16 protein-coding genes are annotated in these 18,495 nt (G+C 70.7%); 11 read left to right on the plus strand and 5 right to left on the minus strand.

What is annotated here, in order from left to right:
- Positions 1-3: 3 nt before the first annotated feature.
- Both sufU and AC1DCT_RS10525 read right to left on the minus strand, forming a co-directional pair.
- Positions 4-453 (minus strand): Fe-S cluster assembly sulfur transfer protein SufU, encoded by a 450-nt coding sequence (sufU, locus tag AC1DCT_RS10520; protein ID WP_477429039.1) that lies wholly within the window; start codon positions 451-453, stop codon positions 4-6.
- On the minus strand, positions 450-1,754 hold the full coding sequence (locus tag AC1DCT_RS10525) for an aminotransferase class V-fold PLP-dependent enzyme (protein WP_477429041.1): 1,305 nt from the start codon (positions 1,752-1,754) through the stop codon (positions 450-452). The genes sufU and AC1DCT_RS10525 overlap by 4 nt, the downstream gene beginning before the upstream one ends.
- Before the next feature lie 157 nt (positions 1,755-1,911).
- Here AC1DCT_RS10525 and AC1DCT_RS10530 point away from each other — a divergent pair, with 157 nt between their 5' ends.
- The 11 genes from AC1DCT_RS10530 to AC1DCT_RS10580 all read left to right on the plus strand — a co-directional run bounded on the left by AC1DCT_RS10530 (position 1,912) and on the right by AC1DCT_RS10580 (position 15,204).
- Positions 1,912-2,925, plus strand: a complete 1,014-nt coding sequence (locus tag AC1DCT_RS10530) for a hypothetical protein (RefSeq protein ID WP_477429043.1) — start codon at positions 1,912-1,914, stop codon at positions 2,923-2,925.
- Positions 2,926-3,000: 75 nt separating this feature from the next.
- Positions 3,001-7,047, plus strand: a complete 4,047-nt coding sequence (locus AC1DCT_RS10535) for a beta strand repeat-containing protein (protein ID WP_477429044.1) — start codon at positions 3,001-3,003, stop codon at positions 7,045-7,047.
- 167 nt (positions 7,048-7,214) lie between these two features.
- The gene (locus tag AC1DCT_RS10540) at positions 7,215-8,924 is read left to right on the plus strand and encodes a radical SAM protein (protein WP_477429046.1); all 1,710 of its coding nucleotides are present in this window, start codon (positions 7,215-7,217) and stop codon (positions 8,922-8,924) included.
- A gap of 3 nt (positions 8,925-8,927) precedes the next feature.
- Positions 8,928-9,302 (plus strand): hypothetical protein, encoded by a 375-nt coding sequence (locus tag AC1DCT_RS10545; RefSeq protein WP_441978162.1) that lies wholly within the window; start codon positions 8,928-8,930, stop codon positions 9,300-9,302.
- Positions 9,302-10,108 (plus strand): prolipoprotein diacylglyceryl transferase, encoded by an 807-nt coding sequence (locus AC1DCT_RS10550; protein WP_441978161.1) that lies wholly within the window; start codon positions 9,302-9,304, stop codon positions 10,106-10,108. Before AC1DCT_RS10545 ends, AC1DCT_RS10550 begins: the two co-directional genes overlap by 1 nt.
- Positions 10,109-10,382: 274 nt before the next feature.
- A complete protein-coding gene (locus AC1DCT_RS10555) occupies positions 10,383-10,814 on the plus strand; it encodes a hypothetical protein (protein WP_477230063.1) in 432 nt (143 codons plus the stop codon).
- Between the two features lie 97 nt (positions 10,815-10,911).
- On the plus strand, positions 10,912-11,943 hold the full coding sequence (locus tag AC1DCT_RS10560) for an iron-siderophore ABC transporter substrate-binding protein (RefSeq protein ID WP_477230062.1): 1,032 nt from the start codon (positions 10,912-10,914) through the stop codon (positions 11,941-11,943).
- Entirely contained in the window at positions 11,943-12,992 is a 1,050-nt protein-coding gene (locus AC1DCT_RS10565) for a FecCD family ABC transporter permease (protein WP_477429048.1), read from the plus strand. Before AC1DCT_RS10560 ends, AC1DCT_RS10565 begins: the two co-directional genes overlap by 1 nt.
- Complete coding sequence (locus AC1DCT_RS10570; protein WP_477429050.1) at positions 12,989-14,044, plus strand: FecCD family ABC transporter permease; 1,056 nt, start codon at positions 12,989-12,991, stop codon at positions 14,042-14,044. Before AC1DCT_RS10565 ends, AC1DCT_RS10570 begins: the two co-directional genes overlap by 4 nt.
- A complete protein-coding gene (locus AC1DCT_RS10575) occupies positions 14,041-14,835 on the plus strand; it encodes an ABC transporter ATP-binding protein (RefSeq protein WP_477429052.1) in 795 nt (264 codons plus the stop codon). Before AC1DCT_RS10570 ends, AC1DCT_RS10575 begins: the two co-directional genes overlap by 4 nt.
- A gap of 27 nt (positions 14,836-14,862) precedes the next feature.
- Complete coding sequence (locus tag AC1DCT_RS10580; RefSeq protein WP_477429054.1) at positions 14,863-15,204, plus strand: CHY zinc finger protein; 342 nt, start codon at positions 14,863-14,865, stop codon at positions 15,202-15,204.
- A gap of 128 nt (positions 15,205-15,332) precedes the next feature.
- Here the strand turns inward: AC1DCT_RS10580 and AC1DCT_RS10585 are convergent, their stop codons facing one another.
- The 3 genes from AC1DCT_RS10585 to AC1DCT_RS10595 are packed head-to-tail and all read right to left on the minus strand — an operon-like array spanning position 15,333 to position 18,491.
- Positions 15,333-16,244, minus strand: coding sequence for a carbohydrate ABC transporter permease (locus tag AC1DCT_RS10585; RefSeq protein ID WP_477429056.1), 912 nt, complete (start codon positions 16,242-16,244; stop codon positions 15,333-15,335).
- Positions 16,234-17,214 carry a carbohydrate ABC transporter permease gene (locus tag AC1DCT_RS10590; RefSeq protein WP_477429058.1) on the minus strand — a complete coding sequence of 327 codons (981 nt, stop codon included), beginning with the start codon at positions 17,212-17,214 and terminating at the stop codon, positions 16,234-16,236. The genes AC1DCT_RS10585 and AC1DCT_RS10590 overlap by 11 nt, the downstream gene beginning before the upstream one ends.
- On the minus strand, positions 17,211-18,491 hold the full coding sequence (locus tag AC1DCT_RS10595) for an ABC transporter substrate-binding protein (protein WP_477429060.1): 1,281 nt from the start codon (positions 18,489-18,491) through the stop codon (positions 17,211-17,213). The genes AC1DCT_RS10590 and AC1DCT_RS10595 overlap by 4 nt, the downstream gene beginning before the upstream one ends.
- Positions 18,492-18,495 lie beyond the last annotated feature (4 nt).

Genomic DNA, 18,495 nt, shown 5'->3' on the forward strand with positions numbered 1-18,495 from the left:
GCCTCAGGCCCGGCGCAGCGCATCCTCCAGGGCGACCCAGCCGAGCATCGCGCACTTGACGCGCGCGACGTAGCGGGAGACGCCGGTCAGGGCGGCCGCGTCGCCGTAGACGTCCTCATCGAGCTCCATCGCACCGCGGGAACGCAGCGCCTCACGGAATCCGTCGATGAGTTCCCCCGCCTCTTCCCGCGAGTGACCGACCACGAGTTCGGTGAGCATCGACGCGGAGGCCTGCGAGATCGAACAGCCGGATCCCTCCCAGCTCACCTCGGTGATGCGCGCGCCGTCGTCGGAGACGCGGGCGCGCAACGTGATCTCGTCGCCGCAGATCGGGTTGCGCTGGTGCGACTCGGCGGTGTGCGGATCATCCTCCGCGCCGAGCAGGCCCTTGCCGTGCGGGCGCTTGGAGTGGTCCAGGATCAGCTCCTGGTAGAGGTCCTCGAGGCCGCTCATGCGTGCACCTCCTGCTGGTCGGAGGATCCGGAGACGCCGAAGAATGCGCGCACACCGGAGACGGCGTCGAGCATCCGGTCGACCTCGTCGGCCGTGTTGTAGAGCGCCGCAGAGGCGCGCACCGACGCCGTCACGCCGAGGCGGGCGTGCACGGGCTCGGCGCAGTGGTGCCCGACGCGCACGGCGACGCCGCGGGAGTCGAGGAACTGGCCCACATCGTGCGCATGCACCCCGTCGACGACGAAGGACTGCAGTGCCACCCGTTCGGCGCCGTCCGCGGCACCGAGAAGCCGCACGCCGTCGATGGCGCCGAGACCGGTGCGCATGCGCTGTTCGAGCTCGGTCTCGTGCGCGTGCACCGCATCCATGCCGAGGTTGTCGAGGTACCGCACGGCGGCGGCGAGGGCGATCGCCTGCGACACCGGCTGCGTGCCGGCCTCGAACCGCTGCGGGGGCGGCAGGAACTCGGTGCGCTCGAAGGTGACGCGGGTGATCATGGAGCCGCCGGTGAGGAACGGCGGCAGCGCGGCAAGCACCTCGCGACGTCCGTACAGCCCGCCGATGCCGTATGGGCCCTGCATCTTGTGGCCGGAGAACACGGCCAGATCGACGCCCAGTGCGGGCAGGTCGAGCGGCAGATGCGGCGCCGACTGGCAGGCGTCGAGCACGGTGAGCGCGCCGACGGCCTGCGCGAGGGCGACGATCTCCGCCACGGGGTTCACGATGCCGAGCACGTTCGAGACGTGGGTGAAGGCGACGACGCGGGTGCGGGATCCGATGATCTCGGCGGCGTGATCGAGGTCGAGGGATCCGTCGTCGCGGATCCGGATCACGCGCAGGACGGCACCCGTGCGCTTTGCCAGCTCCTGCCAGGGAACGATGTTCGCGTGGTGCTCCACCTCGGTCACGACGAGCTCGTCGCCGGGCTGCAGCGCGAAACGGGCGCTCTCGGGCAGGCCGCGGCCGAGGGTCGCGTTGCCGATTGCGTACGCCACGAGGTTCAGCCCCTCGGTGGCGCCGTGCGTCCAGACCAGGTCGTCCTGATGCGCGCCCACGAAGCCGGCCACGGCCGCACGGGCGTCCTCGTAGAGCTCCGTCGCCTCAGCGGCGAGCGTGTGCGCCCCGCGGTGCACGGCCGCGTTGGAGCGCTCCAGGAAGTCGCGCTCGGCATCGAGCACGACGCGGGGCTTCTGGCTCGTCGCCGCGGAGTCGAGGTACGCCAGCGGAGCCCCGTTCACGGATTCGGCGAGCAGGGGGAAGTCGGCGCGGACGGCGGCCACATCGAGGGCAGGAGAACTCACGTATCAACGCTACGTCAGCGCCGACCCCCTGGGATCCGTCCGACAGTGCTTGGTCTCGATCCGGTGACGCCGCGGGAAACAACCGCAAGTGGCTCTAGACAGATGCTCTGCGCAGGGAATACCTTGTGCCGTAACGGCGGTATATCGGGGGGTATTCATGCGGGGTCGTACGCGGTCGCTACGGGGATTCGTCCCCGCTGCGGTCGCGGGCGGATTCTTCGCCCTCGGCTGGGTGGCTCTGTCGATCGCTTTCGGATCCGGATCCGCGCAGGCTGCAGAGACCGCACCCCCGCCGCCTCCGAGCCTCCTCGGCACGCTGCAGAGCACCGTCGGCGCAGTTCAGGACACGATCGTCGAGGCGCCGGCCACCGTTCAGAGCATGCTCTCGGCCGTGCAGACCACCGTTTCCGAGGTACTTCCGGTACCCGTCGTCGACGCGGTGACGGACGCGGCACCCGCGCCCGCAGAGGCCGCAGTGCCGGTTGCACCGCTGGTCGCGCCGATCGTCGAAGCCGTCCTCCCGGTCGTGGAGGGCGTCGACCAGACCGCCGGCGCCGCGATCGACGTCGTCACGACGACCACGGACACGGTCGTCCCGGCGCTGAGCCCCGTGCTCGCGCCGGTCAACGCTGTTCTGCACCGCGTGCCCACGACGCTCGGCGCCGTGACCGATGCGCTCCCGCGGATCGCCGTCTCGATCGACGGCACCGTCGGAACCGTGACCGAGACAGTGCGCGGCGCGACCGCGCCTGTGCCGCCGGCCTCCCCGGTCGCGGATCCGGCCGGATCCCCCGCCGTTCCCGCTCTTCACGGCGCATTCGACCCGGTCTCCTCCGCCTCGTCTCCCCTCGTCACGCCTGCTTCGGCGCGAGGCGAGGCGCAACGCGCGCTTCCCGCCCTCGATGACGTCGCCACGGCGGCGCTCTCCGCGCCTCCGTCAGCGACCGCGCCCGCAGCACCCGCGCAGCACCCGTCGGGTTCCCCGACGTCTGAGTTCGGGGTGCCCGGCACCGGATCCGCATCCGGTGGCAGCACGAGCGACGTGCGCCTCTTCGGCACCATCTCTTCGTTGTCGGCAGGCGACCGTCTGCTGACCGTCCGCACCGGATCCGCAGGCGACGACCGCCTGCCGGTCTCGCCGGTCGCGGACCACGACTCCTCTCCCGACTGATCGGGGCACGACCGCCTTCGAGGCGGCACGTGTCATCGCGCATTCGCGCATCCCCAGATCAGAAGGAAAGAGAACATGAATCGCATCGTCAAGCGTGCTCTCTGGGGCACGCTCATCGCGGGCGGGATCACTCTCGCCGGCGCGACGGCGGCAAATGCCGCAGAGGCGCCACCCAATGGCGCCGACTGCGGCTGCAACGTCGTCAACAGCACACTCACGGCAGTCACGAACCTCGTGGCCGGCGCCTGCGACCCGTCGCAGGGCGGCGGAGGCGGAGGAACCGGCGGCCTTCCCGCGGTCACGCAGGACGTCTCGGACCTCGTCGGCGACACGCTCGGCACAGTCACGGGCACGGTCCCGTCAGGTGGCGGCACGGATCCGGGTCTGCCTTCCGTGCCGTCCGTCCCGGACGTCACTGACGCCATCGTCCAGACCGCCGAGGCGGCGACCGACGGAGCCGCGGACACGGTCAGCGGCGTCACCGACGCAGCCACGACCGGCGTGACGAACACGGTCGACGACGTCACGCACGCTGCTGCCAGCGGCGCTGCAGACACCGTCAGCTCGGTCGTCACGGCGGCGGGCAACGGAGTCGGCGACACCGTCGACGGGGTCACCGACTCCGTCGCATCCGGCGTCAACGGCACCATCGGCGGGGTCACCGGGCACTTCCCGGGTCTGCCCTCCGTCCCGGGACTCCCGGGCAACGGCGGCACCCCCGGCCTCCCGGGCGTTCCGTCGCTGCCGGGCCTGCCGAACGTCGGCGACACCCTCGGCGGCGTCACCGGCACCCTCGGCGGAATCACCGGGCACCTCCCGGGTCTGCCCTCCGTTCCGGGCCTCCCGGGCAACGGCGGCACACCCGGCCTTCCTGGACTTCCTGGACTTCCTGGACTTCCTGGACTTCCTGGGCTTCCGGGCGGTTCGTTGCCCGGCATTCCGGGACTGCCCGGGACTGGCGGAGCTCCGGGCGAGATCACGGTTCCCCTTCCGGGGATCGGTTCGGTTCACGCCGGCACCACCCCGAACGGGCTCAACGTCGGTAAGAACCTCAACGTCCTTGGAATCAAGGACGTCTGGGACCTCACCGCTGGCCCCGACGGCGTGTCCACCACCGACCGCATCGGCACCGACAGCACCAACGTCTACGTCGACGCAGCCGTCCCGACGAACGGGACCACGGCCCCGCACGCCGGCGTGAGTCTGCCGAACCTCGGCGGGATCACCGGCGGCCTCCCCACCGTCCCGGGTCTTCCCGGTGGCGGCTCCCTGCCCGGGCTTCCGGGCACCGGCGGCACCCCCGGAGGTAATGGAGGAGGAACCATTCCGGGGCTGCCCTCGATCCCGGCTCTGCCGAACCTCGGCGGAGTCCTCAGCGGAATCACCGGCACGCTCCCCGGGCTGCCGGCCGTCCCCGGCCTCCCTTCGGTTCCGGGCCTGCCCGGCACCGGCGCCACTCCTGGCGTGGTCACGATTCCGGTTCCCGGCGTCGGTTCGGTTCACGCTGGCACCACCCCGAACGGCCTGAATGTCGGTAAGAACCTGAACGTCCTCGGAGTCAAGGACGTCTGGGACCTCACCGCCGGCCCCAACGGAGTATCCACCACGGACCGCATCGGCACAGACGCCACCAACGTCTACGTCGACGCAGCCGTCCCGACGAACGGGACCACGGCCCCGCACGCCGGCGTGACCCTTCCGAACCTCGGCGGGATCACCGGCGGCCTGCCCACCGTCCCGGGCCTCCCGGGAACCGGTACCCCCGGCAACGGGGGAACCCTCCCGGGCCTGCCCACCCTGCCCATCGGTGACCTCACCGGTGTGCTGGGCGGTCTGACCGGATCCCTCCCGGGCCTGCCCACTGTTCCGGGCCTGCCTTCGGTTCCGGGTCTCCCCGGCACCGGCAGCACGCCTGGCGTGATCACGGTTCCCATCCCCGGCGTCGGCAGCGTCCACGCCGGCACCACCCCCGGCGGGCTGAACGTCGGTAAGAACCTGAACGTCCTCGGAGTCAAGGACGTCTGGGACCTCACCGCAGGCCCTAGCGGCGTGTCCACCACGGACCGCATCGGCACGGACGCCACCAACGTCTACGTCGACGCAGCCCTCCCCACCACCGGCACCACGCCGGGACACGCTGGCGTCACCCTGCCGAGCCTCGGCGGGATCACTGGCGGCCTCCCGGGTCTGCCCTCCGTTCCGGGTCTCCCCGGCACCGGGGGCACCCCCGGTGGCAGCCTTCCGGGCCTTCCATCCCTGCCTATCGGTGCCATCACCGGTGCGCTGGGCGGTCTGACCGGATCCCTCCCGGGTCTGCCCTCTGTTCCGGGTCTCCCGGGCAACGGCGGCACGCCTGGCGTGGTCACGGTTCCCCTCCCGGGGATCGGTTCGGTTCACGCCGGCACGACCCCGAACGGCCTGAACGTCGGTAAGAACCTCAACGTCCTCGGAATCAAGGACGTCTGGGACCTCACCGCAGGCCCCAACGGAGTGAGCACCACCGACCGCATCGGCACCGACAGCACCAACGTCTACGTCGACGCAGCCCTGCCCACCACCGGCACCACCGCACCGCACGCCTCCGTCACCCTGCCGAACCTCGGCAACCTGACCGGCGGCCTGCCCACCGTCCCGGGACTCCCGGGAACCGGAACCCCCGGTAACGGGGGAACCCTCCCGGGCCTGCCCAACCTCGGCGGCGTCCTCGGCGGAATCACGGGCAGCCTTCCGGGGCTGCCCACCGTCCCCGGACTGCCCACGATCCCGGGTCTCCCTGGAACCGGCAACCCGGGAACCCCCGGTAACGGCGGAACCCTCCCGGGCCTGCCCAACCTCGGCGGAATCCTCAGCGGAATCACCGGCAGCCTTCCGGGGCTGCCCACCATCCCGGGCCTCCCTGGAACCGGCAACCCCGGAACCCCCGGTAACGGGGGAACCCTCCCGGGGCTGCCCAACCTGCCCATCGGTGCCATCACCGGTGCGCTCGGCGGATTGACCGGCAACCTGCCCAGCCTGCCCACCATCCCGGGTCTCCCGGGAACCGGCAACCCGGGAACCCCGGGCAACGGAGGGACCCTTCCGGGCCTGCCCAACATCGGCGGGATCCTCGGCGGACTGACCGGCAACCTGCCCGGCCTGCCCACTGTCCCCGGTCTGCCCACGATCCCGGGCCTCCCGGGAACCGGCAACGGCGGCACCCTCCCGGGCCTGCCCAACCTGCCCATCGGTGCCATCACCGGTGCGCTCGGCGGATTGACCGGCAACCTGCCCAGCCTGCCCACCATCCCGGGCCTCCCCGGAACCGGCAACCCCGGAACCCCCGGTAACGGGGGAACCCTCCCGGGCCTGCCCAACATCGGCGGGATCCTCGGCGGACTGACCGGCAACCTGCCCAGCCTGCCCACCGTCCCGGGCCTCCCCGGAACCGGCAACCCGGGAACCCCGGGCAACGGCGGGATCCTTCCGGGTCTGCCGAACCTCGGCGGCTTGACGGGCGCCCTCGCGGGCGTCCTCCCCGGCGAGCCGAACCCCGGCGCCGGCCTGCCCAACCTCGGCGGCGTCCTCAGCGGAATCACCGGCAGCCTTCCGGGGCTGCCCACCGTCCCCGGCCTGCCCACGATCCCGGGTCTTCCCGGAACCGGTGGCACCCCGGGCAACGGCGGGACCCTCCCGGGCCTGCCGAACCTCGGCGGCGTCATCGGCGGCGTGACCGGAACCGTTCCGGTGGTCACCGGCGTCATCGGCGGAGTCACCGGATCCCTCCCGGGCGTCATCGGAGGGATCACCGGATCCCTCCCCGGCGTCATCGGAGGGCTCACTGGATCGCTGCCCGGCCTGCCCACCGTTCCCGGAACTCCGGGCACCCCGGGCACCCCGGGCACCGGAACTCCGGGCACGCCCGGAACCAGCAATGGCGGAACCACCCCGGCCGCCGGTAACGGTGGCGTTCAGGTCGTGTCTCACGTGACGCACGGTCTGAACGGGGCTGTGCGCAGCCTGCACGCAGCCACCGCGAGGACGGGTTCTCTCGCGCAGACCGGGTTCTACGACCCGTTCCTGCTCTTCGCCGGACTGTTCCTGCTTGCCGCAGGCGCGGTGGCGAAGGCCGTCGAGCGCCGCTGAAATCCTCACTGCGGAGGGCCGTCCTTGCGGGCGGCCCTCCGCTCCTGTGTGCGCATACATCCGGCACGAACGTCCTCGCCGCACGATCGGACTTCGCGACCGCGCGGTTATCCACACGCCCCGTCCGCACCCCCGACACGGAACCACCCGGCCGCTAGGGTGAGCGCATGCCCCCCACCGTGGAGAACCCGGCAGGCTTCGGCCCCGGTGCGGCGGGAGCCCCCGTCCGCGCGAAGACCGCCGGATCCGGACAGCCCCTGCGCGACTACCGCGTGCACCGCTACGTCAACGCGTTCTGCCCCACGTGCCATGAAGAGGATCCGGAACGTCCGCTCGCGGATGTCCGCCGGCTGAGCGGCTGGCTGGCGGTGCGAGGCGACCGCGTCTGGCTCGAGCGAGGCTGCCCCGAGCACGGACTGCAGCGCACGCTCTACGACGAGTCGGCCGAGATCCTCACCTACCTCGAGCAGTGGACCGCACCGACGAAAGTGCACGAACCCGACCTCGCAGGCAACTTCAAACCGGTGCCCTCGGCCTACGAGGACGGCCTGCCCGAGATGCAGACGCAGCACACCTGCATCCTGCTGGAGGACCTCACCGACCACTGCAACCTGCGCTGCCCGACGTGCTTCGCGGAATCCAGCCCTGCGGCGAGCGCCATCGCCCCGCTCGCGGAAGTGCTCGCCTCGGTCGATGCCCGGCTCGCCAAGGAGAACAATCGCATCGACGTGCTGATGCTCTCCGGCGGCGAGCCGACGCTGTACCCCTGGCTGGAGCAGCTGCTCGAGCACCTCGTGGCGCGCCCGATCGTACGCATCCTGCTCAACTCGAACGGTCTGCGCATCGCGCAGGACGACGCCCTCGTCGCGACGCTCAAGAAGCACCGCGAGCGGGTCGAGGTCTACCTGCAGTACGACGGCGAGAGCGCCGGGGCGTCCGCCTACCACCGTGGCGCGGACATCCGCCGGTTCAAGGAACGCGCGCTCGCACGACTCAGCGAGGCGGGGGTGTTCACGACCCTCACCATGACCGCAGCCCTCGGCGTGAACGACGGCGAGATCGGCGCCGTGATCCGTCGCGCGATGGAGACGCCCTACGTGGGCGGCGTCACGATCCAGCCCGTGTTCGGATCCGGCCGTTCGGCGGGGATCGACCCGCACGACCGTCTCACGCACACGGGCGTGCTCGCCCGGCTCGAGCCGCAGACCGACGGCGAGGTCACCTGGAAAGATCTCACCGCGCTCCCCTGCAGCCACCCGCACTGCTGCTCGGTCGGCTACCTGCTCAAGGACGACTCCGGATCCTGGAACTCGCTCACGAAGCTCGTCGGGCACGACCGGCTCAAGGAGTTCCTCGACCTCAACCCGGATCTGATCGCGAACCGCATCGCCGACAGCGGCATCAATCAGAAGCTGAAGGACTCGGTCAAGCAGTCGCTGCTCGACCTGCTCAGCGAGCAGTCGTCGCTGTCGCACCCCTCGATCGGATCCCTCTGGAAGGACATCTGCACGGGCTGCGACCTCGGCATCGGCACGCTCACCAAGCTCGCCACCGCGGCGCTGCCCGGGCAGCACAAGCGGCTGAGGCAGTTCCTCGGCGAACGCGTCAAGCGCATCACGGTCAAGCCCTTCATGGACATCAACACCATGATCGAGGAGCGCCTCACGCAGTGCTGCGTGCATGTCGCGACGGTCAACGAGCAGACGTCGGCGCACCAGTGCGCGCCGTTCTGCGCCGTGCAGGCGTGGGCGCCGCTCTCCCGCACGCGCATCTCGACAGCGACCGGATCCGCGGGTGCTCGCGCCGGCGGCGCCGCCTCAGAGGCGGGCGTCGACGTCGGGGACCGCGCCCGGCTGCCGCTCTCGGTGGGGCACTGACCCGTGTCCGCTGCGCTTCCGGATCCGTCCTCCGCCCCTCAGGGCGAGGGCCCGACGGGCGCGCCCGGTGAGCTCGACCTGTCCGGCCTGAACCGCTACGACGAGACCGTCGGATCCGCCGCGCCGCCGTTCGATCCCCTGCGGCTGTGCGTGTTCACGACAGTCGCGCTCATCGCGTGCCTGCTCGGTCCGATCGCCGTGCTGGGCTTCGCACTCGTCGCCATCGCCGGATATGCGCGCGCCCGCCGTCAGGGTCTGCTGCGCTCGAAGTGCAAGCTCGGCGACACCCGCCTCGTGCTCGCGTATCTCTCTGCTCTCGCGGTGCTCGCCGCTGTCGCGACCCCGTTCTGGGTGATGTTCTGGATCGGGCGGTTCTGATGTTCCCGACGCTGCAGGATCTGCTCGGACCGTGGGCGCCTCCGCTCGAGACGCACGGGTTCTTCGTCGCGCTCGGACTGGGCGCGGCGGGGATCGTGTTCCTCATCGAGCGTCGCCGGCGGGGCGTCACGGATCCGCGGGTGGCATATCTCGTGCTCGGAGCGCTGCTGGGCGCAGCGATCCTGAGTCGCCTGGGCACCTGGGCTCAGCACATCGACCTCACCAAGAACCGCGACCTCGTCTCGCAGCTCACGCACGGCAACGCCTCGATCCTGAGCGCCCTGGTCGGAGCCTGGCTCGGCGTGCACGTCGCCAAGAAGATCGTCGGCTACCGCGAGCGCAGCGGCGACCTCTTCGCCCCGGCGGTCGCGATCGCGATGGCGATCGGCCGGTTCGGCTGCCTGTTCACCGAGCGGCCGGGCACCCCCACTGGTGCGGACTGGGGCATCGTGCTGGATCCCGCGGCCGCCGCGCGGGTCGGATCTACGGCGGGAGTGCCGCTGCACCCGAGCTTCATCTACGAGATCGCGTTCCACGCGGCCGCGTTCTGCCTGCTCTGGTTCTGGCTGCGCCACCGCGACATCGCCGCCGGCGAGACCCTCACGCTATACATCGCGGCATACGGGATCTTCCGCTTCTTCGTGGAGTTCGTGCGCGGCAACGACGTCGCCTGGCTCGGCCTGACCCGACCGCAGCTGTTCCTCATCGTCACGATCCCGCTCCTGCTCGCCCGCATCGTCTGGAAGGCGCGGCGAGGCGCCTTCCCGCTCATCCCAAGGAGGATCCCGAGTGAACAGCACGCCTGAGGACCCGTCCGAACCGGATCCGGAGCAGCCGGTGGTCCAGCCGGATCCACCCGCACCCGGCGCCCCCGAGCAGCCGCCGGGCCCGCCCCGGCCACCCGCGCCGCCGAGCCCGCCGGCGGCACCGCCCGCACCTGCACCGCCCGGTCCGCCCGCGCCTCCTCAGGCACCCCTCCCGGAGCCGGCCGCCCCTCCCCTCGCCCCACCGCTCGGCGGCCCAATACCGACGGGCGACGCGATCCCTCCGGGGGGCGCCGAGATCCCTCCGGCTCGGACGGTGGTTCCGCCGCCCGATCCGGTGGCGCCCACCGGTCCTCCCTCGGGGGGCGCCGCGCCCGGCGCCTATCCCGGCGCGCCGGGCTCATATCCGGGAGCGTCGGGAACCCCCGCAGCGCCGGGCGGCTACGCGGCGTATGCCGGTCCGGCCGGCGGACCACCACCGCGCTCGGGACTGAGCTTCGGCGCGGGGATCGGCGTCGGAACCGCGGTCGGCTGCGGATCCATGCTGATCGCTCTGGTGCTGTTCTTCAGCCTCGCCAACCTCGGAACCGCGTTCTCGATCGGCGCGCTCGTACTGCCGCTGATCCTGGGCGCGGTGCTGCTGATCTGGGCGAAGACCAGGGGCATCGGCGTGGGCGTGCTCATCATCTCCGCGGCCGCCTGGCTCGTCGTGATCGGGCCGTGCCTGGGGCTGCTCAACGGACTCTGAAGCACCCGCCGCGCAGGCGGCTCCGGCCCTTCTCGACAGATCAGGCAGATAGGTTAGGCTTACCTATCTACCCACTGCCTTTCTTCGAGGAGATCCCATGCCCTCCCTCCGTCTGCGCCGTGGCGCGGCCGTCCTCACCCTCCTGACCGCCGGCGCCCTCGCGCTGTCCGCGTGCTCCGCCGGGTCCGCGCCCAGCACGACCGGAACCGGATCCTCGAGCGGTGCCTTCCCCGCGACCATCGAGCACGTCTACGGCAAGACCGTCATCGAATCGGCACCGAAGAACGTCGCCACGATCGGCTGGGGCAGCTTCGATGCCGCGATCGCCCTGGGCACGATCCCGGTCACGATCCCGAAGTCGACCTTCGGCGACGCGGACGGCGATGGCTACCTGGAGTGGACGAAGGACGCGATCGACGCCGACAAGGCGAAGCTTCCGCCACTGCACGACGAGACCGACGGGATCCCCTACGAGAAGATCGCGGACACCTCGCCGGATCTGATCCTGGGCGCGAACTCCGGTCTCACCAAGCAGGAGTACGACACCCTCGCCAAGATCGCCCCCACCGTCGCCTACCCGGGCACGCCCTGGGGCACCTCGTGGCGCGACTCCACCACGATGGTCGGCGCAGCGCTCGGCAAGTCCGCAGAGGCCAAGACCCTGATCGCCGACACCGAGAAGGCCATGGCGACCGAGATGGCGAAGTACCCCGCGGCGAAGGGCAAGACCGGCATGGTCATGTGGGTCGACGCGAAGGATCTCGGCAAGGTGCAGTACTACACGCCGAGCGACACCCGCGTGCAGTACCTGAACGACCTCGGCTTCGCCACGCCGCAGTCCATCACCGACCTGGCCGAGAACGAGAAGGGCTTCGTCGCGACGATCTCGGCCGAGCAGGCCGACAAGCTCGACGCCGACGTCGCGGTGGTCTACGTGCAGGGCGGCGACCTGTCCACCCTTCAGAACGACCCGCTGCTGAGCCGGATCCCCGCCGTGAAGAAGGGCTCCGTCGCGCTCATGAACGACGAAGCCCTGCTGATGGCGGTATCAGCGCCCACCGTGCTGTCCATCCCATGGGCGCTGCCGACCTACGCGAAGATGCTCGGCGAGGCTGCCGCCAAGGCCTGATGACCCTCGCCCCTGCACCGACGCCGCCCGCGCCGGGATCCGAGGCACGCCGTCGCGTGCGTCTGTCCCCGACGTGGGCGCTCGTCGTGTGCCTCGTCGCGCTTCTCGTCGCGAGCGGGCTCTCCCTCGCGCTGGGTGCGCGCATCGTGCCGCCCGGCGCCGTGTGGGACGCGTTCCTGCGCCCCGACGGTTCCACGGACCAGGCGGCCGTGCTCTCCCGGGTGCCTACGACGATCACCGGACTGCTGGTCGGCGCGGCGCTGGGCATGGGCGGCGCCCTCATGCAGGGCATGGCTCGCAACCCTCTCGCCGACCCCGGCCTGCTCGGCGTGAACGCCGGAGCGTCGCTGTTCGTGGTGCTCGGCATGACGCTGTTCGGGTGGCAGGCGCCGCTCGCGATCGTGTGGTGCGCCCTCGCCGGCGCCGCCGTGGCGGTGGTCGTGGGCTACGGCGCCGCCGCGGCGAGTCCCGGTGGCGCGACCCCGGTGACGCTCGCGCTCGCGGGCGCGGCGGTCACGGCGATCGCGACGGCCGTGATCACGGGCATCCTCATCGTCGACCAGTCGACGTTGGAGAGCTTCCGGTTCTGGCAAGTCGGATCCCTGACAGCGGCGTCGTTCTCCACGCTGGCGCAGCTCGGGGGCTTTCTCACCCTGGGTGCCGTGCTCGCCGTCGCCTGCTCCGGCCGACTCAACGCGCTCGCGCTCGGCGACGACGTCGCTCGCGGGCTGGGCGTGAGCGTCGGCGCATCCCGGCTCACCGCGGTGCTCGCGGTCGTGCTCCTGTGCGGCACGGCGACGGCCCTCGCGGGTCCGATCGGGTTCGTCGGGCTCGCCGTCCCGCATGCGGTGCGGTTGCTCGTCGGCAGCGACTACCGCTGGATCGTGCCTTTGTCGGCCGCGGCCGGAGCCTCGTTCCTGCTCGTCTGTGACGTGATCGGGCGGATCCTGGCTCGGCCCGGTGTGCTCGAAGTGGGCATCGTGACCGGCGTGATCGGCGCTCCGGTCTTCATCGCGCTCCTGCGCCGGCGCAAGGCGGTGGGCCTGTGACCGTCCTCGACACCGCACGACCCGACGCGACGTCCGCACCCGCCGATCGGCTCCGCGCTGCTCGGTGCCACCGCGAGGCCCGCGACGCCGTGCTCATCGCGGGTCTCGCCGTCGTCACGGTCCTCCTGTTCGGCGCAGCCCTCATGTTCGGCACGAAGACCCTCGCCCTGCCCGACGTGCTGCGCGCGCTCACCGGCCAGACGGTGCCCGGCGTGAGCTTCGCCGTGGTCGAACTGCGCCTGCCCCGTGCGGTCGGCGCGCTGCTGGCCGGAGCGGCGTTCGGCCTCGGCGGCATGCTGTTCCAGACCCTGCTGCGCAATGTGCTCGCGAGCCCCGACGTGATCGGCGTCAGCGCCGGATCCAGCGCCGCGGCGATCACTGCCATCTCCTTCTTCGGCGCCTCCGGGCTCATGGTGGCCGGCGCGGCCGTCGCCGGGGGGCTCGCCACCGCGCTGCTGATCTGGGCGCTCGCCCACCGCCGTGGCCTCTCCGGCCTGCGCTTCGTGCTGGTCGGCATCGGCGTCGCCGCGGCGCTGCAGGCCGTGATCAGCTATGTCCTCACGCGCTCCGACGTCAAGGCCGCCGAGCAGGCGACCGTGTGGATGGCCGGATCCCTCAGCCGCAGCCTCTGGGACCAGCTCGCCCCGACTGCTCCCGTGCTCGCCGTGCTGCTCATGGTCGCCCTGCTGGCCGCGCGGACGCTGCCGGTGCTGCGACTCGGCGACGACTCCGCGACGGCGCTCGGCGCACGCCCGCAGCGCTCCCGGATCCTGCTGATCCTGTGCGCGGTGCTGCTCATCGCGGTGGCGACCTCACTGACCGGACCGATCTCGTTCGTCGCCTTCCTGGCCGGGCCCATCGCGCTGCGGCTGGTCCGGCGCGACGCCGCACTCCCTCTGGTCTCCGCGCTCCTCGGCGCGATCATCGTGCTCGCGGGCGACGCGGCCGGACAGCACGCCTTCCCGATCACGCTACCCGTCGGCGTGCTCACCGGCGCGATCGGTGCGCCGTTCCTGCTCTGGCTCCTGATGAGAGGACGCACGCGCGCATGAGCTCGCACACCCTCGAAGCGAACGACCTGACCGCCGGCTACGACGGCGCGCCCGTCATCGACGGCCTCGACCTGGCCCTGCCCGTGTCAGGGATCACGATGATCGTCGGCGGTAACGGCTGCGGCAAGTCGACCCTGCTGCGCACGCTCGCCCGGTTGCTGAAGCCGCGCAGCGGATCCGTGCTACTGGACGGAACCGCGATCTCGCAGCTGCCCACCAAAGAGGTCGCCCGGCTCGTCGGCCTGTTGCCGCAGGCGCCGATCGCCCCCGACGGGATCAGCGTCGCCGAGCTCGTCGACCGCGGTCGCACCCCGCACCGCGGCTGGCTGGGCGGGCGCGACCGCCGCGACGACGAGGTGGTGGCCGATGCCCTGCAGGTGACCGGCATGACGGAGTTCGCGGAGCGCTCCATCGACGAGCTCTCCGGCGGACAGCGGCAGCGCGCGTGGGTCGCGATGGCGCTCGCGCAGGAGCCCGACATCCTGCTGCTCGACGAGCCCACCACGTACCTCGACCTCGCGCACCAGGTGGAGCTGCTGCAGCTGCTCGTGCGGCTGTCGCGCGAGCGCGGCACGCAGGTCGTGGTCGTCATGCACGAGCTGAACCTCGCCACACGCTACGCCGACCATCTCGTCGCGATGCGCGACGGCCGCATCGTCGCCGAGGGCGCTCCGGGTGACGTCGTCACCGTCGAGCTGCTGCGCGAGGTCTTCGACCTCGAAGCCGTCGTGATCCCGGATCCGGTCGCCGGCACGCCGATGATCGTGCCCGTGGACGTGCACCGTGGCTGAACACGCCGCCTGCCTAGGATCGTTGCCATGGGCATCGAGCAGGTCGAGATCAAGGGTCGCCCGGTCGACGGGCAGACCCGCTGCGTGCACTACCGCACCGAGCTCGACGTCGTGGCGATCCGATTCGCGTGCTGCGGCGAGTACTACCCCTGCCACCTCTGCCACGACGAGACGGCCGGACACCCGTCCCGGCCGTGGCCGCTCGCCGAGCAGGACGCCAAGGCCGTGCTCTGCGGCGTCTGCGGCCACGAGCTCGAGATCCGCGACTACCTCGGCGCGACCGCCTGCCCGCGATGTGCAGCCGCATTCAACCCGCGCTGCGCCCTGCACGCGGACCTGTACTTCGAGGTCGCGCCGGTCGAGCTCTGAAGGACGGACCCGACTCTGCAGGATGATCCGCGCGGAATCATCCTGCAGAGTTGCAGAAGTCCTGCGGAAGCGGCACCCGACCGCGGCCGCGTCACCGTCTCAGCCCTCAGCTCTTCAGCCCTCAGCCCTCAGCCCTTCAGCCCGGAGTGGGCCAGCCCCTCGACGAACTGCCGCTGCGCGATCAGGAACACCACGAGCACCGGCACGACCGTCATGGTCGCCGCGGCCAGCTGCGTGTTCCACATCTCGCCGCCGTATGCGTCGGTGTAGCGCGTGAGCGCCTGCGGCAGCGTGAACAGGTCCGGTGATGTCAGGTAGACGGTCGGCTCCAGATAGAGGTTCCAGGACGCCAGGAAGGTGAGGATCGCGACGGCGGACAGGGCGGGCTTCGCCAGCGGCAGGCAGATCCGCCACCAGATCGCCAGCCGTCCGAGCCCGTCGAGGCGGGCGGCCTCCTCCAGCTCGACAGGCAGCGCGATGAAGAACTGCCGCATGATGAAGGTCGCCAGCACGCAGGGCGCGGCGAGCGCCGTCACGAGGATCAGCGGCCAGTGCGTATTGATCAGCCCCACGCTCTTGAACATCTGGAAGAGCGGGACGATCGTCACCTCTCCGGGCACCAGCAGGCCGATCAGCACGACCAGGAACAGCGCATTCTGCCCGGGGAAGCGGATGCGCGCGAAGGCGTAGCCCGCGAGGCTCGACACCAGGAGCGCGATGAGCGTCACGACGACGGCGATGTAGACGCTGTTGCCGTACTGGCGGGCGAAGGGCTGGAACCCGAACGCCTGCACGTACGCGTCCCAGGTCGGCGACGCGGTGAAGATCGTGGGCGGCGCGGCGAAGATCTGGTCGAGTGGCTTGAACGAGGATGCGACCATCCAGATCGTCGGCACGACGAACGGCAGCGCCAGCACACCGAGGGCGACGTAGAGCACGATCCGGCGGAGGATCCGCCCCTGCCGAGGTCGAGGGGTCACGATCTGCGAGGGGGTCGCCCGTCCGGCCAGCTGCGGTTCCGCGAGTGTCTCAGTTCTCATAGAAGACCCATCTCCTTCGGAGCTGCCACTGCAGGACGGTGAGCAGCATCACGAACGTGAGCAGCATCAGTGCGAGGGTCGAGCCGTATCCGATGTTGTTGAACGTGAAGGCCTGCTGGAAGACGTAATAGACGAGCACCGTCGTGGAAAGGGCGGGGCCGCCCTCGGTGAGCACTGCGATCTGCGCAAACGCCTGCAGCGCACCCACGATCGTGATGATGCTCGTGAGCAGCAGCGTCGGCGAGATGAGCGGCAGCGTGATGCGCGTGAAGATCGTGCGGCTGCCGGCCCCGTCGATGCGGGCCGCCTCGTACAGCTCTCCGGGCACCCCCTGCAGCGCGGACAGGAACAGCACCATGTTCACCCCGACGCTGCGGATGACCTGCGTCACGATCACGGCGCCCATCGCAGTGGGCCCCTCCTGCAGCCAGTTCGGGCCGTGAATGCCGATCTGCGCGAGCAAGGCGTTGATCCCGCCGTTGTCCTGGAGCAGGAAACCCCAGACCAGCGTCCAGGCCACGACCGAGATCACGACCGGGGAGAAGAACAGGGTGCGGAAGAACGTCACCCCTCGGAAACGGCGATTGAGCATCACAGCCAGACCGAGCCCGAGAGCGATGTTGAGCACCACGACGCCGAGGGAGAACACCGCGGTGGCACCCAGCACGCTCGGCAGCTGCGGATCCGCGGCGAGCGCGGCGTAGTTCGCCCCGCCGACGAAGCTGAGCTGCCCGGTGAAGATGTTCCACTTGTTCAGGCTGTAGACGATCGCGAGGCCGACCGGGATCAGGACGAACAGCACGACGCCCGCCAGCTGGGGCGCGATGAAGAGGTAGCCCGCGGCTGCGTCTCGCCGGCGCATCGTCCAGAATCGGGTCGCGCGCCTGCGCACGGGATCCGGCCCTCCGGCGCCCCGGGAGGCGTCCGGTGATGCCTCCCGGGGCATGGTGGAGCTGACAGTCATCGTCATTTCACCAGGAGCGGGGAGATCGCCGAGCAGACAGAGCCCAGCACCTTCTTGACGTCCGCATCGGGCTTCCACATCGCGTCGAGGGCGGTCTTGCCCTTCTGCGCGATCTCGGCAGGACTGGTGTGATTCGGCAGGGTGACGGCACCGGGGATCTGATCCACGACCACCGTCTGCAGCTGCTCGGCGGTCAGCTTCGTGTTGTTCGCCGCCAGCTTCTCGCCGGTCAGCAGAGACTTGCGCGCCGAGGGGAAGAACTGAGAGAGCTTGGCGCTGTTCTCCGGTCCGGTCAGATAGGCGAGGAAGGAGCTCGCCTCCTGCGGATGCGCGCTCGTGCGGAGGACTCCCATGCCCGCCTGCCCGATCACCGAGTAGGACCCAGCGGGACCGGCGGGAAGCGGCACGACCTCGTATCCGAAGTTGCCGGTGAGCAGCGAGGCCCGGGAGACCTGAGCGACGGTGAACGCGGAGTCGCCGGCGAAGAAGTCGGCCTTGGTGCCGGGGCCGGGCATGGCGGAGTCCTTGAAGACAGCGTCATGCAGGAAGGTGAAGGCGCCGACCATCTTGTCGTCGTCGAAGGTGCACTTCGTGCCGTCGGCGTTCCAGGCACTCGCGCCCCACCCGGTCCAGACCGTGGCCAGGGTGTTCCAGGCGGAGTAGTCGAAGTCGCGGATGACGAACCCCGCCTTCCCTGTCGCGGCGTTCACCGCTGCCCCGATCTTCGAGATGTCATCCCAGGTCGCTCCAGAGGCAGGGAGGGACTGGCCGGCCGCGGCGAGGAGATCCTTGTTCACGTAGAGCGCGTACGGCGAGTTCGAGAACGGATAGGCGTAGAGCTGCCCGCCCTTCGAGAACTCCGTGGTCGCGCTGGGGAGCAGATCGTCGTACCCCCAGCCCTTGGTCTCCTTCAGCGTGGGGGTGAGCGGCAGAAGGGCATCGGAGGCGATCAGGTCCTTGGACAGATCCCCCATCCACGCGAGGTCCGGGGCATTGCCGCCGGCGATCTGCGTCGTGAGCGTCGTGTTGTAGTCCGCGAACGGGAGGCTGTCGAAGGTGATGGATTTGATCTCAGGGTGCGTCGCCTTGTAACTGTCGGCGATCGAGGCGAACAGCGCGAGCTGCGCCTCGTTCGAGGTCCACACCGTCATGCGGAGGGCAACGCTGTTCGGGGCGGCGGTGGTGGGCGCGGGGGCGGTCGGGGTGGCGCTGCATCCGGTGATCGCGACGATCGCGGCCGTCGCCAGGGCAGCAGCGCCGACCAGCTTCTTTGCTGTGTTCATGGGG

Source organism: Microbacterium sp. 10L49 (assembly GCF_056395125.1).

Bases quoted from the DNA above. Each gene is read 5' to 3' on its own strand.
- AC1DCT_RS10580 (WP_477429054.1), top strand. From the start codon at position 14,863: ATGGGCATCGAGCAGGTCGAGATCAAGGGTCGCCCGGTCGACGGGCAG.
- AC1DCT_RS10530 (WP_477429043.1), top strand. From the start codon at position 1,912: ATGCGGGGTCGTACGCGGTCGCTACGGGGATTCGTCCCCGCTGCGGTC.
- AC1DCT_RS10535 (WP_477429044.1), top strand. From the start codon at position 3,001: ATGAATCGCATCGTCAAGCGTGCTCTCTGGGGCACGCTCATCGCGGGC.
- AC1DCT_RS10550 (WP_441978161.1), top strand. From the start codon at position 9,302: ATGTTCCCGACGCTGCAGGATCTGCTCGGACCGTGGGCGCCTCCGCTC.
- AC1DCT_RS10590 (WP_477429058.1), bottom strand. From the start codon at position 17,214: ATGACGATGACTGTCAGCTCCACCATGCCCCGGGAGGCATCACCGGAC.
- AC1DCT_RS10585 (WP_477429056.1), bottom strand. From the start codon at position 16,244: ATGAGAACTGAGACACTCGCGGAACCGCAGCTGGCCGGACGGGCGACC.
- AC1DCT_RS10565 (WP_477429048.1), top strand. From the start codon at position 11,943: ATGACCCTCGCCCCTGCACCGACGCCGCCCGCGCCGGGATCCGAGGCA.
- sufU (WP_477429039.1), bottom strand. From the start codon at position 453: ATGAGCGGCCTCGAGGACCTCTACCAGGAGCTGATCCTGGACCACTCC.
- AC1DCT_RS10575 (WP_477429052.1), top strand. From the start codon at position 14,041: ATGAGCTCGCACACCCTCGAAGCGAACGACCTGACCGCCGGCTACGAC.
- AC1DCT_RS10560 (WP_477230062.1), top strand. From the start codon at position 10,912: ATGCCCTCCCTCCGTCTGCGCCGTGGCGCGGCCGTCCTCACCCTCCTG.
- AC1DCT_RS10595 (WP_477429060.1), bottom strand. From the start codon at position 18,491: ATGAACACAGCAAAGAAGCTGGTCGGCGCTGCTGCCCTGGCGACGGCC.
- AC1DCT_RS10540 (WP_477429046.1), top strand. From the start codon at position 7,215: ATGCCCCCCACCGTGGAGAACCCGGCAGGCTTCGGCCCCGGTGCGGCG.